The organism is Arthrobacter sp. D3-16, assembly GCF_054408515.1.
The window spans coordinates 1145077-1158987 of record NZ_CP096437.1 but is presented as its reverse complement, the minus strand read 5'-3'; the positions used below and the strand labels follow the sequence as shown (position 1 = coordinate 1158987).

At 64.9% G+C, this 13911-nt stretch carries 14 protein-coding genes and 1 pseudogene; 7 read left to right on the top strand and 8 right to left on the bottom strand.

Features of this window, described 5'->3' with window-relative positions; translation table 11 throughout:
* Positions 1-45: 45 nt before the first annotated feature.
* Positions 46-939 carry a sirohydrochlorin chelatase gene (locus M1D32_RS05575; RefSeq protein WP_458781337.1) on the bottom strand — a complete coding sequence of 298 codons (894 nt, stop codon included), beginning with the start codon at positions 937-939 and terminating at the stop codon, positions 46-48.
* 61 nt (positions 940-1000) lie between these two features.
* Here M1D32_RS05575 and M1D32_RS05570 point away from each other — a divergent pair, with 61 nt between their 5' ends.
* Positions 1001-1672, top strand: a complete 672-nt coding sequence (locus M1D32_RS05570; protein WP_458781336.1) for a trimeric intracellular cation channel family protein — start codon at positions 1001-1003, stop codon at positions 1670-1672.
* A gap of 14 nt (positions 1673-1686) precedes the next feature.
* Positions 1687-2112 carry an SMI1/KNR4 family protein gene (locus M1D32_RS05565; protein WP_163161658.1) on the top strand — a complete coding sequence of 142 codons (426 nt, stop codon included), beginning with the start codon at positions 1687-1689 and terminating at the stop codon, positions 2110-2112.
* A 119-nt stretch (positions 2113-2231) separates the two neighbouring features.
* Here M1D32_RS05565 and M1D32_RS05560 read toward each other — a convergent pair whose 3' ends face one another.
* The 6 genes and pseudogenes from M1D32_RS05560 to M1D32_RS05535 all read right to left on the bottom strand — a co-directional run bounded on the left by M1D32_RS05560 (position 2232) and on the right by M1D32_RS05535 (position 7587).
* Positions 2232-2666, bottom strand: coding sequence for an endonuclease domain-containing protein (locus tag M1D32_RS05560; protein WP_458782110.1), 435 nt, complete (start codon positions 2664-2666; stop codon positions 2232-2234).
* A 321-nt stretch (positions 2667-2987) separates the two neighbouring features.
* Positions 2988-3071: pseudogene (locus M1D32_RS05555) on the bottom strand (hypothetical protein); the annotation flags it as partial.
* A 438-nt stretch (positions 3072-3509) separates the two neighbouring features.
* On the bottom strand, positions 3510-4610 hold the full coding sequence (locus M1D32_RS05550) for a polyprenyl synthetase family protein (protein WP_458781335.1): 1101 nt from the start codon (positions 4608-4610) through the stop codon (positions 3510-3512).
* Positions 4607-5938, bottom strand: a complete 1332-nt coding sequence (locus M1D32_RS05545) for a geranylgeranyl reductase family protein (RefSeq protein ID WP_458781334.1) — start codon at positions 5936-5938, stop codon at positions 4607-4609. The genes M1D32_RS05550 and M1D32_RS05545 overlap by 4 nt, the downstream gene beginning before the upstream one ends.
* A gap of 3 nt (positions 5939-5941) precedes the next feature.
* Positions 5942-6727: a demethylmenaquinone methyltransferase gene (locus M1D32_RS05540; protein ID WP_458782109.1), complete on the bottom strand. Its 786-nt coding sequence runs from the start codon at positions 6725-6727 to the stop codon at positions 5942-5944.
* 74 nt (positions 6728-6801) lie between these two features.
* Positions 6802-7587 (bottom strand): alpha/beta fold hydrolase, encoded by a 786-nt coding sequence (locus M1D32_RS05535; RefSeq protein ID WP_458781333.1) that lies wholly within the window; start codon positions 7585-7587, stop codon positions 6802-6804.
* 100 nt (positions 7588-7687) lie between these two features.
* On the opposite strand from M1D32_RS05535, the gene M1D32_RS05530 reads away from it, so the two are divergent.
* From M1D32_RS05530 to M1D32_RS05510, 5 genes are all read left to right on the top strand, one after another.
* A complete protein-coding gene (locus M1D32_RS05530) occupies positions 7688-9076 on the top strand; it encodes an isochorismate synthase (protein ID WP_458781332.1) in 1389 nt (462 codons plus the stop codon).
* 180 nt (positions 9077-9256) lie between these two features.
* Positions 9257-10060 (top strand): ABC transporter substrate-binding protein, encoded by an 804-nt coding sequence (locus tag M1D32_RS05525; protein WP_458781331.1) that lies wholly within the window; start codon positions 9257-9259, stop codon positions 10058-10060.
* Between the two features lie 150 nt (positions 10061-10210).
* A complete protein-coding gene (locus M1D32_RS05520) occupies positions 10211-11002 on the top strand; it encodes an amino acid ABC transporter permease (RefSeq protein WP_458781330.1) in 792 nt (263 codons plus the stop codon).
* Between the two features lie 12 nt (positions 11003-11014).
* Positions 11015-11818: an amino acid ABC transporter ATP-binding protein gene (locus M1D32_RS05515; RefSeq protein WP_458781329.1), complete on the top strand. Its 804-nt coding sequence runs from the start codon at positions 11015-11017 to the stop codon at positions 11816-11818.
* A gap of 254 nt (positions 11819-12072) precedes the next feature.
* On the top strand, positions 12073-13299 hold the full coding sequence (locus M1D32_RS05510; protein ID WP_458781328.1) for an aminotransferase class I/II-fold pyridoxal phosphate-dependent enzyme: 1227 nt from the start codon (positions 12073-12075) through the stop codon (positions 13297-13299).
* Positions 13300-13363: 64 nt separating this feature from the next.
* Here the strand turns inward: M1D32_RS05510 and M1D32_RS05505 are convergent, their stop codons facing one another.
* The gene (locus M1D32_RS05505; protein ID WP_458781327.1) at positions 13364-13906 is read right to left on the bottom strand and encodes a YceI family protein; all 543 of its coding nucleotides are present in this window, start codon (positions 13904-13906) and stop codon (positions 13364-13366) included.
* Positions 13907-13911 lie beyond the last annotated feature (5 nt).

Sequence of the window (13911 nt, the reverse complement as noted above, 5' to 3'; positions counted from 1 at the left end):
GTAGGTCCCGCCCGAATAGCGTCACAAAGGCCCGGAAACGCTAAGTCACCTAGGGAAATATTTCGTCACGAAACGCCGGACCGCCTTGAAGAAGCCATCCTGCTGTGCATCCGGCCGGGCCTCCGCCGGGGCTGCGGCAGGCCCGCCGGCTGCCGCGTCAGCTGGTGACTTCCTTGCTTTTTCGGTTGGGGTTTCGGTTACGGTTTCGTGGGCCTTCGCGACGGCGGCGTCGTACCTTTCCAGCGCGATCTGCGCAAGCACCGGCGACGGCAGCAGCGGTTCCGTCACGAGGTCGGCCCCCGCCTTGGCGAGCTGGTCGTGGAAGTAGCCCGGCGCCAGGAGGTAGGAGGCAATCACCACCCGCCCGCCGACGTCGACAGCTCCTGCGGACTCCCCCGCCCCGGCACCGCCTTCCAGTTCCTCCCGAAGCATGGCGACGGCGTCGGGCACGGACGGCTTGGCGGACGCACCATAGGCGGCCACCATCCGGTTGGGCCGCAGTTCCTGGAGCTGGCCCAGCAACTCCTCGACGCTCACGGCTGCCTTGGGGTTCGACGAGCCGGCGGCGGCCAGGACAATCGCGTCGCGGTCCGTCACTCCAGCTTCGCGCAGCCGCTCGTCGAGCAGCGCGGCAAGGCGCGGATCCGGTCCAAGCGGGGCCGCGGCCGTACTGCCCGGACGGCTCTTCACGGCCCGCGCGATGTCCACCTTTACGTGGTAGCCCACGCTCAGCAGCAGCGGCACCACCACCGCAGACTCCCCCTCGGGCAGGCCCGCAACAACATCCACCAGGTCCGGCTGCTGGACATCCACGTAGGCTTCCCGGACGTCGAGGCCCGGGCGGAGCGCTGCGATGGCGTCACGCAGGGCGTTGACCTCTGCGGCGCCTTGTGTGCTGGATGTCCCATGGGCGCACGCGATCATGATGGGGCTGTTCATAGGGGCTAGCGTAACGTTGGAGCCGCCCTGTCCGCCCTCTTTGAAACCGCCTGGACGCTCAATGACATTCCCTTTTGACATCGCCCTGGTGTGGCTGGACCTGGTGGGTGTCTTTTTCTTTGCTGTCTCGGGATCCCTGTTGGCCGCGCGGAAGCAGTTCGACATTGTGGGATCGCTCCTGCTGGCTTCCCTCGTGTCCCTGGGCGGCGGCGTCATCCGCGACATCATCCTCGGCGCCACGCCCCCCGCAGCCTTCAGCAATCCCGCCTACCTCGTCCCGCCGATGCTGGCCACCTTCCTGGTCTACTTCCTGTTTTCCAGCGTGGAGCGCTTCACATCGCTGCTGGTCCTGTTCGACGCCGGCGGGCTGGCCCTGTTCTGCATCACGGGCACGCTGAAGGCGCTCTCTTTCGGTGTTAATCCTGTGGCGGCCGTCCTGCTCGGCGTCACCACTGCAGTGGGCGGCGGGCTGTTGCGTGACATCACCGCCAACGAGGTGCCCCAGTTGTTCAACTCCCGGGACCTCTACGCCCTGCCGGCCTTCAGCGGGGCCGCCCTGACCGCGGTGCTGTGGGTTACCGGATCCTTTAATGCCGTGACCGCTTGCGTGGTGGCCGCCCTCGTTTTTGCCTTCCGGGTGGTTGCCTGGCGGCGGTCCTGGTACATCCCGCTGGCCGTCAACGGATGGCACCGCGCAGGGGTTGACAGCGGCGAATCGCGGGCCCGCGATTAGCTAGGATATGAAGCATGACTGACATGTTCCTCGAGAAATTCCGTGCGCTTGTTCCGAAGTATCTCGAAGACGAATGGCAGGAAGAGGACGGGCTGTCTCCGGAGGAGCTGGACAAGGCCCTGGCCGACCACCAATTCCAGATTCCCCTGGTCCTCCGCGAGTTCTATCTGGCCATCGGCGGCTGCGAGGACCTGATGGAGGCCTACCACTACTTCTGGGACCCTGACGAGCTCGAGGTTGACGACGAAGGCTTCCTCATGTTCCTCGAGGATGAAGAAGAGGAATACACCTGGGGCTTCCGCGTCGGCGACCTCAGCGTCCCGGATCCCATCGTGTACCGCCGCAACAACGCCCGCGGCCAGTGGAAGTCCGAAGAAGGCACCTTCTCGGAGTTCGTGTTCGACATGTTCGAGTGGGCCTTCGAGGACGAGGAAGGCTAGGGGCACCCTGCTGCCCCGCCCCGGGCCTCGGCCGAAGCGGGGCACTATGACGCAGACCCGCCGTGGGCAGAGCCCGATTCAGGGTTTCCGAGGCCCAAAGTAGCCCACGACGGCTGCGCTCACCTGGCGCCGAAGGCTCCCCGACGGCTCAACTCCAGCACCGCCAACACCCGTTCCACCATCCGCTCGGGGTGATGAACGACGTCGTCATAGCCGAACCGAAGAACCAGGTAACCGCCGGCCACGGTGGCGTTGTTGCGCTTGCGATCCTTTTTCACTTGGCGAGGCTCCAAGTGAGTGGCACCGTCGGTCTCCACCACGAGGCAGTCCTCGACCAGGAAATCCACTTCACCAACATCAGGCACCTCCACGTGCCTGCGGACATACAGCCCCGCCCGCCGGAAGTGATAGCTCGCCAGGACCTCCAGCAACGAGTCGGCCCTCGGGATCACGTAGCCCAGGACTGCCCTGGCCCGGGCATTACGATTCCCGGGGAGCTTGCGGCACAGGAATTCCACTGTGATGTCCCCGCGTTGAGCGGCACACTGGACCATGACCAACGCCTCGATCTCTGGCAGGCACCGCAAGGAATGGATCAGCACGTCAGCCAACCCGGCGATCGGCAGCCAGCGGTGGCGTGGATGTGAACATCGCCCGTGGGTAAGTGCACCCGGCGGGGTCCTCTTATGCCCGGGGCTCAGGTGTGGGGCGTCTGGTCTGTGCAACGTCCACAGCCCGTACTCCGGTGCAGCAGACAAGCACGTCAGCAAGGCGTTGTATTGCAGCGCCATGCCAAGGACCCCCGACTCCCGCTTCAGGCTGTAGATGCCCCGTCGCAGGCGCACTATCCGGCCGGACGCCAAAGCCTTATCAATGCTGCTTCGGGAAAATCCTGCCTGACGGAGCGTTGAATTGCGCGCTACACCCGCGCGCCTGCCGAGGAAAGCTTCAATATCCATGCCTTCACGGTGACTTGGCTGGGAGGCGAGGAGCAGAGTGGTCCTTCAATATGTGGACAAGCCTGCCTTTATGGGGCACTTCAACCCGGACGCGCCGACTCATAACCCGGAAAAGCCAGGCGGACGCCGCAATGTGCCCCAAAGAGGTTTGAAAGTCTTTGACACGGACAGTAACAAGGGACTTGCGTTTTATGACAAAGCTGTCATAAGCTATTCACGGATCCGCTAAACGCCTCCGGCGGGTCTGATGCGAACGGAGAGATAGCCTCGGTTCACGGCAACGGATGACTCGTATCGTTGCTGCGGACCGGGGCTGTCCCGTTTAACGGCGGCTCCCTCGCAGCGTTGGGGCCGGGCAGCGTTGGGACCCGGCGGCGTCTGCCTACACAAGAAGAAGCCCGGCGCCACCCATGGAGCCGGGCTTCCCCAAGACAAGAACTAGCTGGCGCGGTCTACGACGGCCTGCGCGAAGTTGGACAGCGATTCCTTGACCACGCCTTCAGGCAGCGGGGCCAGTGCAGCAATAGCGTCATTCGCCCACTCGCGCGCCACAACCCACGACTCCGCGGTCACCGGGTGCTGACGCAGTCCAGCGACGGCCTCGGCCAAGGCTGCGTCGGAAGTCAGGTCGCCATCGATGAGCTTAAGAAGTTCGACGGCGGATTGGTCCCCGTCTGCAGCGGCCCGGCGCAGGAGCAGCACCGGCAGCGTCGGAACACCTTCGCGCAGGTCTGTCCCCGGGGACTTGCCGGATTTGACCTTGATGCCGGTCACGTCGATGACGTCATCGGCAAGCTGGAATGCCACACCCACCTTCTCGCCGTACTCCACGAGGACCGACTCGTAGGCGGGATCAGCTCCGGCAAAGATCGCGCCGAGCTGGCCGGACGCTGCGACCAGGGAGCCGGTCTTGTCCGCAATGACGGAAAGGTAGTGCTCCAAGGGATCTTCGTCCGGACGCGGCCCCACGGTTTCGTGCAGCTGGCCCAGGCACAGGCGCTCGAAGGTTCGGGCTTGGATACCCAGCGCCCGCGAGCCGAGTTCGGAGACCAGGATCGAGGCCCGGGCAAAGATCAGGTCACCGGTGAGGACAGCCACCGAGTTGCCCCAGACCTCGTGGGCAGTGGGAGCACCGCGGCGGAACGGAGCTGAGTCCATCACGTCGTCGTGGTAAAGGGTGGCCAGGTGGGTCAATTCCACCACGACGGCGGCCTGCACCACGGCGGGAAGCGATGCGTCGCCAAGGTGCGCGCAGAGGAGGGTGAGCAGAGGCCGGATGCGCTTGCCGCCGGCTTCCACGAGATGGCGCGACGTTGCGTCAGCCAGCGGATCCGAGTTGGCGATGGCCTCGCGGAGCTTCTTCTCCACGCGCGCCAGGTTGTTGGTGATGGCCGGACCCAGCTCTGCATCTCCAGCGATGGCGGCGAAGCCGGCGGGCAGCTGCAAACCCGTTGCGATGGCGGTGGTGTTGAGGCTGGGTTCGGAGTCCGGCAGGCCGTGTCCGGCGTGCGTCCAGCTGTGGTCTGCGGGGGTGTTCACTGGTTAACCCTAACTTTTTGTTGCGGATACCGCTGATTCGAAGCCGACTGGGTATTGGATGTGGCCGGAACCAGCGACTCCAGGACCCGGATCACCCGGTCCTCGAAGCCCTTCGCAGAGGGGTCCGTGAGGTTGGCCAAAAGCCGTACAACAATCCGCATCAGCACCGGGATGGGCATGCCGGTCCGCAGCGCGAGCTTCATGACGGCGGGCTTGCCAATCAACGCGGCGAAGGCCCGCCCCAACGTGAAGTGCGATCCCCACTGGTCCCGCACATATTCCGCGTACCGCGAGAGGTGCGCATCGGCGTCGTACGTTCCGCCTGAGGAGGCAGCGCGCGAGGAGGCGTCGATGATGAACTCGGCGGCGAACCGGGCAGACTCCATGGCGTAGGAGATGCCCTCGCCGTTGAACGGGGAGACCATTCCGCCGGCGTCGCCCAGCAGGAGTATTCCGGGTGAGTAATGCGGGGTGCGGTTGAAGCCCATGGGCAGCGCGGCGCCGCGGATTTCCCCAACCTGGTTTTCCGGCGTGAAGCCCCACTCGGCAGGCATTCCGGCGGTCCACTCGCGGAGAACCTGCTTGTAGTCGAGCTTGCCGAATTCTTTGGAGGAGTTCAGGATGCCCAGGCCCACATTGGACGTGCCGTCGCCGACGCCGAACACCCAGCCATAGCCCGGCAGCAGCTTGCCGTCGCGGCCGGGGAGCTCCAGCCACCCTTCCATCCAGTCGTCGTCCGTGCGAGGTGAGGTGAAATAGGTGCGGACAGCCACGCCGAGGGGGCGGTCGTCACGCTTTTGGATCCCGAGCGATACGGCTGTGCGGGTGGAGTTTCCGTCGGCGGCGAGGACGACGTCGGCACTGAAGTCGCGCGTCTCCCCTGTCTTGCGTCCGGCCTCGTCAAGGATGGCGGCGTGAACGCCGGTGACCCGGCCGTCGTCGTTGCGCACGGCTTCGGTGACGCTGTGCCGTTCAAGGATGATGGCGCCGGCCGCCTGGGCGTGGCGGGCCAGCTCCTCGTCGAAACCCAGCCGGGTACGGATGAGGCCGTACTGCGGAAAGTCGGAAACCTCGGGCCAGGGCAGCTCGATGGTCCGGCCCCCGGCGATCAGGCGCAAGCCCTTGTTGCGGCGCCAGCCGTCAAGCTCGGGGTGCGGCAGGCCAAGTTTCTGGATTTCGCGGACGGCGCGGGGGGTGAGGCCGTCGCCGCAAACCTTCTCGCGCGGGAAGCCCGTCTTCTCCAGAACCGCGACGTCGATGCCTGCCTTGGCAAGGTAGTACGCGGCAGTGGAACCGGCCGGCCCTGCGCCGACTATCAGTACCCTCACCGGTCAGCGGGTGATGTTGCGGCGCAGCTTGGCCACGGGGCCTTTGTGCGCGGCGATGGCGGCAGCCGTTCCACCAGTCGTGCCTGCAGTTGATTCCGGCGCCTTGAAAGCGCGGTGCACCGCCACGATCCCGCCCGTGAGGTTGCGGTAGGTGACTTTTTCCCAACCGGACTCCTCCAGCCAGGCGGCAAGGTGGTCCTGGTCCGGCCACGCGCGGATGGACTCGGCCAGGTAAACGTAGGCATCCGGATTGGAGGCCACCTTGACGGCGATGGCCGGCAGGGCCCGCATGAGGTATTCGGTGTACATGGTGCGCCAGAGCGGGACCACGGGCTGGGAGAACTCGGCAATGACCAGGCGGCCGCCGGGCTTGGTGACCCGGAGCATCTCCTGTAGCGCCTTCTTCGGCTCATTGACGTTGCGCAGGCCGAAGGAGATGGTGGTGGCATCAAAGGTGTTGTCGGCGAACGGCAGGTTGGTGGCGTCCCCGGCGATGAAGTCGATGTCCGGCCGGCGGCGCTTGCCCACCTTGAGCATTCCAAGGGAGAAGTCGCACGCCACGACGTCTATGCCTGCATCGGCATACGGCTCGCTGGAGGTACCCGTGCCGGCAGCGAGGTCCAGGACGCGCTGACCCCTGGAGGTTTCCATCGCATCCACTACCACCTTGCGCCAGCGGCGGGTCTGCCCCAGCGACAGGACATCGTTGACGACGTCGTATTTGGGGGCGACGTCGTCAAACATCGTGGCTACTTCGTCCGGACGCTTATCCAAGGATGCTCGGTTCACCATGTCATTGTCTCAAATGTTCAGGAGGGCCCCGACCACGCCTTGCCCCGCCGCTCCCCGGCTGGCCAACAGAGCTAGCCCAGGAAAGCCTTGGTGTCCTCGGCCACCCGCTCCGGATCCTCCCACAGGACCACGTGGCCGACGCCCGGATAAATCTTCAGGACGGAGCCCGGGATGCGGTCAGCAAGTACTTCGTGGTCGGCCTGCGGCAGGAGATCGTCCTGTTCACCCCGCAGGATGAGGGTGGGCACGTGGATAGCTCCCAGGTCCAGGGGCGGTGTCGCCCGGTAGAGCCCTGCCAGGGCAAGTTTCCAGACATGCACGGGCATCCTCACGCCGTCACGTACGCGGTCGTCCAGGTACCACTGGGGAACCGGCCTGCCCGGCTGGAACCACAGGAGGGACTCGCGCACCCAGTCCTCGTCGATCGGCTCGGTGAGGGCTTCCACCTCGTCAGCGAACGCCGGCCTGCGGCTAAGGGTCAGCGGCGCGCCCACCAGGACCAGTGTGTCCACCCGCTCGGGATGGCTGACGGCAAGCTGCTGGGCGATGTAGCCGCCACTGGAGGAGCCCAGGATGGAAGCGGAACTCAGGTGCAGGGCATCGAGGATCGCTGCAACGTCCTCGGCCTGCTCCTGAAGAGAATAGCCACTGGCTGGTTTGTCCGCTTCGCCCTGGCCGCGCAGGTCCGGCGCGGCAATCCGGTAGTTGGCGAGGAGCGGGATCAGCCGGTCGAAGCTGCGGCGCGATTCGCCCCACGCGTGCAGGAGCAGCAACGGCGTTGCCGTCGGCCCGCCGTGCAGCAGGCACGGCACCCTGACTCCTGTGCGAAGGTTCAGGAGGCGGACGTCGGAGTCCATGGTTGAAGGCTACGCGCGGCGGCGGTTCCGCGGTACGTGTACCTCGAAGTACTCCTTTGTGCGCTTTGCGAGGGGTAAATAGGGGTACCGTGGAGCAATCATGACCAGCATGTTCCGCACCTTGACAGTCCCCCTTGATGGCCAAAAATTCGCCGGGGGGCTGCCGTCGTTCCTGGTCCGGGACGATGTACTCTGCTGGACCCGGCGCGAGGCTGGGCTGGTGGGATTCGGGGAGATCGCACGCTTTACCGCCACGGGCCCGGAACGCTTCCTTGAAGCCGATATCTGGTGGCGACACCTTGTGCTCGAAGCGGAAATCACGGACTCCGTGGAACTCCCCGGGACCGGCCCCGTCGCTTTTGGCTCCTTTGCCTTTTCCAAGACTTCCGCCCACAAATCCCGGCTGATCGTGCCCGAGATTGTGGTGGGCGTCCGTGATGGCCAGGTCTGGGTCACGCAGTTGACGTTCGACGACGGCCCTCTCACCGAGGCGGGCACCCTCGCCGTGCTGGACCGCTGGCTCGCCGGCGGTTCCGCCGGTGGAAGCACGACGGCGGCAGCGGACTTTTCCGGGGACGGCACCCCAGGCGCCGCTCATGGCAAGGCGGGCGGCGCCGTCGTCCGCCCCCTGCCTCTGGCCGCCGGCGCAACCCTGCACACGGGCTCGCTGAGCGAGAAGGACTGGATGGCCGCCGTGGCCGCGGGGGTGGCCGAGATCCGGACGGGCGCACTGGAGAAGCTGGTGCTGGCGCGGGACGTTGTGGCCACTGTTCCCTCCGGCGTGAACGCCGCGCAGGTGTTGCGTGAGCTCGCCAGGCGGTACCGCGAATGCTGGACGTACGGAGTGGACGGACTGGTGGGTGCCACACCCGAAATGCTGATCCAGGTGGAGGGCCGTACCGCACAGGCGCGCGTGCTGGCCGGCACGCTGGACCGCCGTGATGCGCACGGCGAGGACGGCCTTCCCATGGATTACGCCACGCGGGTGCTGGCGGGATCGGAAAAGCAGCGGCACGAACACGAGATCGCGATCCAATCGCTGACCTCCCAGCTGGCGCCGTTCTCGGAGGCCATGAACGCCCACGACGAGCCCTTCATCCTGGAGCTGCCCAACGTCTGGCACCTGGCATCGGACGTCAAGGCCGAGCTGGCCGAGGTGGAGGGGCACGTCCCAACGTGCCTGGCACTGATCAATGCCCTGCACCCCACAGCCGCCGTCTGCGGAACGCCCACACAGGTGGCCGGAGCACTGATCCGCAAGCTGGAGCACCTGGACCGCGGGCCGTACGCCGGGCCGGTGGGATGGCTGGACGCCGCCGGAAACGGGGAATGGGGCATCGCACTGCGGGGCGCCGTCATCGAGTCCCGCGACACGGTACGGCTGTATGCGGGTTGCGGCATCGTTGACGGCTCACTGCCCGAGGCCGAGCTTGCCGAGACGTGGGCGAAGTTCCGGCCAATGCTGGAGTCGCTCGGAATCAGCAGCTAGGTTCCGGTTTAGGCAGGATGTCCGGCATCCAGGACACCGCCCCTTCGCCTAGGCTTGAAAACAGCTGTACTTTAGTTATCCAATAGTGAATCTAAGTTTCCTGTGATGCACATCTCCTAAACGGCGCTACACTATGAACCGATTTAGTACCGCATACTCCTGCAACAAAAGGTAAGAAACATGCAGCTCAAGTCCCTGGCCACGGCCAAGATCACCGCCAAGGCAGCAGCTTTGTTCGCCGTCGGCGCCCTCACCCTCACGGCCTGCGGCGGCGGAAGCTCCACTCCGGCAGCCTCCGAAGGCGGCATCCAGCTCATCAACGCCGGGAAACTCACGGTGTGCTCGGATATCCCCTACGAGCCGTTCGAATTCGAGAAGGACGGCCAGACGGTCGGCTTCGACGTGGACATCGCCAAGGAGCTCGCCAAGGACTTCGGTGCCGAACTGAGCATCGTGGACAGCTCCTTCGAGGCCATCGAAACCGGCACTGCCCTGACACAGTGCGACCTGGGCATCTCCTCCATCTCCATCACGGATACCCGCAAGGCCGTCATGGACTTCTCCACCCCGTACCTGGATGACGACCTGGCTCTCGTAGCCAGCGAGGATTCCGGCATCAACGGGCTGGCCGACGCCAAGGGCAAGAAGGTTGGCGTCCAGCAGGCCACCACCGGCGCCGACTACGCACAGGAGCAGGGCATCGACGCCCAGCAGTTCGAGGACACGGGCCTCCTGGTGCAGGCCCTGGAGGCCGGCACCATCGACGCAGCGCTGGGCAACCAGTCCGTCCTGGGCTACGCCATCAAGGACCAGCCCAAGTTCAAGAGCGTTGAGGAATTTGCCACCGGCGAGCAGCTGGGCATTTCCATCAAGAAGGGCAACACCGCCATGGCTGAGAAGGTCAACGGCACGCTCAAGCGCCTGACCGACGACGGCTCCCTCGAGAAGTTCAAGACCACCTGGTTCGGCGAAGCCGCCAAGTAGCCAACCACCGTCAAGTAGTCGCCGTGCAGGCCCGGGGCTCCCCCGCCCTGGTTCAGTCACGGCCCTGAGAACTACGCAGCCGGGGCCCCGGACGAGCTGTACCGCAGTCCGTCCGGGGCCTCTGCCACGCACAACGAATGTGAGCAATCCATGGCAATGACCGCACGTCAGCGCGCCAGAGTAAGCCTGTATGTCCAGGCCGGAATCTTTGTTGTGGCCATCGCCGCGCTGATCCTGGCCACCGACTGGGAGACCATCGGCAACAGCGTCTTCAACTTCGCCAAGATCGGTCCCATGTTCCCGGGCATCTTCATGACCGGCCTGGTGAACACCCTGATCTACACCTTCCTCGGCTTTATCGTGGGCCTCTCCGGCGGTCTGCTGCTGGCCCTGATGAAGCTCTCGAGCTTCCCGTTGTACCGCTGGATCGCCACCGGCTACATCGAGTTTTTCCGCGGCATCCCCGCGCTGCTGGTCTTCATCGCCTTCGGCTACGGGGTTCCGCTGGCGTTCGGCGTCTCGTGGAACATCACCGTCATCGTGATGGTTTCGCTGGGCATGGTGGCCTCGGCCTACATCGCCGAAACCCTGCGTGCCGGCCTGCAGGCCGTACCGAAGGGCCAGCTGGAAGCAGCCCGCTCCCTGGGCATGCCGCAGTGGCGGGCCATGGTCACCATCGTCATCCCGCAGGCGTTCAAGATCGTCCTGCCGCCCCTGACCAACGAGGTCATCCTGCTGACCAAGGACTCCTCGCTGATCTACGTCCTGGGCCTCACCGCTTCCCAGTACGAGCTCACCAAGTTCGGCCGCGACGGCATCTCCAGCCTCGGCGCAGGCCTGACCCCGCTCCTGGTGGCCGGGGCCTTCTACCTGGTGATCACCATCCCCCTGAGCTTCCTGGCCCGGAAGTTCGAAAGCCGCACCGCGCGGTCAAACCGATAGGCAGCGAAGACCATGAACGACGTCGTAAACAACTCCCGCGGTGGCACGGCAACCATCCACGCCGCCGGCGTGGAGATCAAGGACCTGCGAAAGGCCTACGGATCCAATGAGGTCCTTAAAGGCATCAGCCTGGACGTTGCTCCCGGTGAAGTGGTGTGCCTGATCGGGCCGTCCGGCTCTGGCAAGTCCACCTTGCTCCGTTGCGTGAACCTGCTGGAGCAGCCCAACCAGGGCAGTATCCGCGTGGGCGGCTTTGAGGCCACTGATCCCGATGTGGACATCGATAAGATGCGCCGCAAGGTGGGCATGGTGTTCCAGCAGTTCAACCTGTTCCCGCACTTGGACGCCAAGCGCAACTGCTCCATCGCGCAGACCAAGGTCCTCAAGCGGTCCCAGGCCGAAGCGGTCAAGGTGTCGATGCACAACCTGGAGCGCGTGGGACTGGGGCACCTCTCGGACCGTTTCCCCGACCAGCTTTCCGGCGGCCAGCAGCAGCGCGTGGCCATTGCCCGTGCGCTGAGCATGGATCCGGAGCTGATGCTCTTCGATGAGCCCACCTCGGCGCTGGATCCCGAGACCGTGGGCGATGTCCTCTCCGTGATGCGGAACCTCGCCAAGGAGGGCATGACCATGCTGGTGGTGACCCACGAAATGGGCTTCGCCCGCGAAGTGGCCGACCGCGTGGTGTTCATGGACGGCGGCATTGTGGTGGAGGAAGGCGTGGCCGAGCAGGTCATTTCCGCCCCCACCCAGGCGCGGACCAAGGAGTTCCTGCGCCGGGTGCTCGATCCGACGCACATCGACATCGAGGAGTAACCCTCCTCCAGCTTCGACACCCAAATTCCCTGGAGCTGCGGATACATCCGCAGCGCCAGGGAATTTCTGCGTCTGGGGTAGCTTGCGCGCCGCCACTCCCGCAAGGCGTACGACGGCGGCACGCGCTTCGTGCCCGGGCATTTACTTCCGCTGTAGTGCGGCACACAATAGGTCCCACTACAGCTCTGGCTCAGCAGCGTGCTGCCCATCCGACGTGCCGTCCCACCCGGGCCGGCCAATAGAGGAGCGCTGGCATGACAGACCCGACAACCACACCGCGGCCAACCTCGGCGGTATCGGTTCGCGCGGCACGGCTGGCATCCATTTCCTCTTTCCAACGCGTTGACGCCTTCTTTACGGCGGCCAGCCTGCGCCGGAAGGACCAGTCGGACGTCTGTGATTTCACTTTCGGCAACCCGCACCAAATGCCGGCTGACCGCTACGTCAATACGTTGCGGGATGCCCTTACTCCGCAGCACGACCAGTGGTTCGCGTACCAGACCAATGGCGAGGCCGCCCGGGACGCCGCGGCGGAATCCCTGCGTCGGCTGCTGGATGTGCCGTTCCGGAAGGAGGACATCTACCTCACTACCGGCGGGTTTGCCGCCATTGCCCTGGCGCTGAAGACGGTCAGCGATCCGGGTGATGAGGTGATTTACAGCCTGCCCCCGTGGTTCCTGTACGAGCCGTTGATCCTTGAAGCCGGCCTCGTCCCTGTGAAGGTAAAGGTCAACACCACAACATTCGACCTGGACCTGGACGCGATTGAGTCTGCCATCACGGAGCGCACCAGGGTTGTGATCATCAATTCGCCCAACAATCCCACCGGGCGGATCTACCCTCCCGAACTGCTGCTCCGGCTGGCGGAAATGCTGGAGGCGGCCTCGCTGAGGATCGGCCGGCGGATTTACCTGGTCTCGGACGAGGCCTACAACCGGCTTGTGTTCGACGGCCTCCGCTTCCACAGTCCGGTGGAGTTCTATGCGCACACGCTGCTGGCCTATTCCTACGGCAAAACCCACCTCTCGCCAGGCCAGCGGGTAGGCTACCTGGCGCTGCCGCCCAGCATGCCGCACCGTGAGGAGATGCGCCCCGCCATCACCGGCCTGCAGGTAGCGATGGGGTGGGTGTACCCGAACGCCCTACTGCAGCACGCGCTTCCGGAACTGGAAAAGTTCACCATCGACGTTGACCAGTTGCAGCGGCGCCGGGACCGGCTCATGGATGCGCTGGGCGGCATGGGTTACCGCATCCACCGGCCGGAAGGCACGTTCTACCTGTTTGCCACCTCCCCCGTTCCGGACGATGAGGCGTTCACCGAGTCTTTGGTTCGCCGGAATGTCTTTGTTTTCCCGGGCGCGCTCTTTGAAACACCCGGCTTCTTCCGGATCTCCCTCACGGCCAACGAGGACATGATCGAACGCAGCTTGCCTGCATTCGAAGCGTCCATGAAGGAAAGCATCACCAGGAGCGGGACGTGAGCGGACGGACATACCCCCAGGGTGTCCCCTGCCAACTGAAGGCCAGCTTGGTTGTTTGCGGGGCTTATGTTTCAGCGCGTGCTGCAACAATCTGGAAGGTCAGGTCGAAGTAGCGGCCTACCAAGCCCTTTGAACCTGTGATGCCGAACGAACAACGGTCCAAGTGGCTGGCCCACGCCGTAACGTGAACCTGGCCAGGGATTGGGGCTGCCCAGGACAGAACCGTAACCTCCACGGCGGCTTCAACTCCGTGCATGGCCACAATCCCGGCAAGAATTATGGCGCCGTTGTCCTCACGAATTCCGGTGGACGAGAACCCGATACGGGGAAAGGCGGCCACATCAAGCAGGCCCCGGCCTTTCACGTCGCGGTCGCGGCGCTCATTGGCGGAGTTGAAACTGGCCGGGTCGATGGTGGCACTGGCTCTGCTGCCTGCCAATGTTGACGAGACAATCAGCAGCCCGGAGGAGATGCGGAATTGGGCCCGAACCTTGCCAAGTCCGAACATGTGCTGGCAGGCGTAGGTGACGCATGAGCGTTGGGGGTCGACCCGGTAGGTGCCGGCATCCGGCAACGTGAGAGCTTCTGTGGCTGACTGGGCGGTCATGGGTT

Bases quoted from the DNA above. Each gene is read 5' to 3' on its own strand.
- M1D32_RS05575 (WP_458781337.1), bottom strand. From the start codon at position 939: ATGAACAGCCCCATCATGATCGCGTGCGCCCATGGGACATCCAGCACA.
- M1D32_RS05505 (WP_458781327.1), bottom strand. From the start codon at position 13,906: ATGACCGCCCAGTCAGCCACAGAAGCTCTCACGTTGCCGGATGCCGGC.
- M1D32_RS05510 (WP_458781328.1), top strand. From the start codon at position 12,073: ATGACAGACCCGACAACCACACCGCGGCCAACCTCGGCGGTATCGGTT.
- M1D32_RS05535 (WP_458781333.1), bottom strand. From the start codon at position 7,587: ATGGACTCCGACGTCCGCCTCCTGAACCTTCGCACAGGAGTCAGGGTG.
- M1D32_RS05520 (WP_458781330.1), top strand. From the start codon at position 10,211: ATGGCAATGACCGCACGTCAGCGCGCCAGAGTAAGCCTGTATGTCCAG.
- M1D32_RS05560 (WP_458782110.1), bottom strand. From the start codon at position 2,666: ATGGTCCAGTGTGCCGCTCAACGCGGGGACATCACAGTGGAATTCCTG.
- M1D32_RS05570 (WP_458781336.1), top strand. From the start codon at position 1,001: ATGACATTCCCTTTTGACATCGCCCTGGTGTGGCTGGACCTGGTGGGT.
- M1D32_RS05525 (WP_458781331.1), top strand. From the start codon at position 9,257: ATGCAGCTCAAGTCCCTGGCCACGGCCAAGATCACCGCCAAGGCAGCA.
- M1D32_RS05515 (WP_458781329.1), top strand. From the start codon at position 11,015: ATGAACGACGTCGTAAACAACTCCCGCGGTGGCACGGCAACCATCCAC.
- M1D32_RS05530 (WP_458781332.1), top strand. From the start codon at position 7,688: ATGACCAGCATGTTCCGCACCTTGACAGTCCCCCTTGATGGCCAAAAA.
- M1D32_RS05565 (WP_163161658.1), top strand. From the start codon at position 1,687: ATGACTGACATGTTCCTCGAGAAATTCCGTGCGCTTGTTCCGAAGTAT.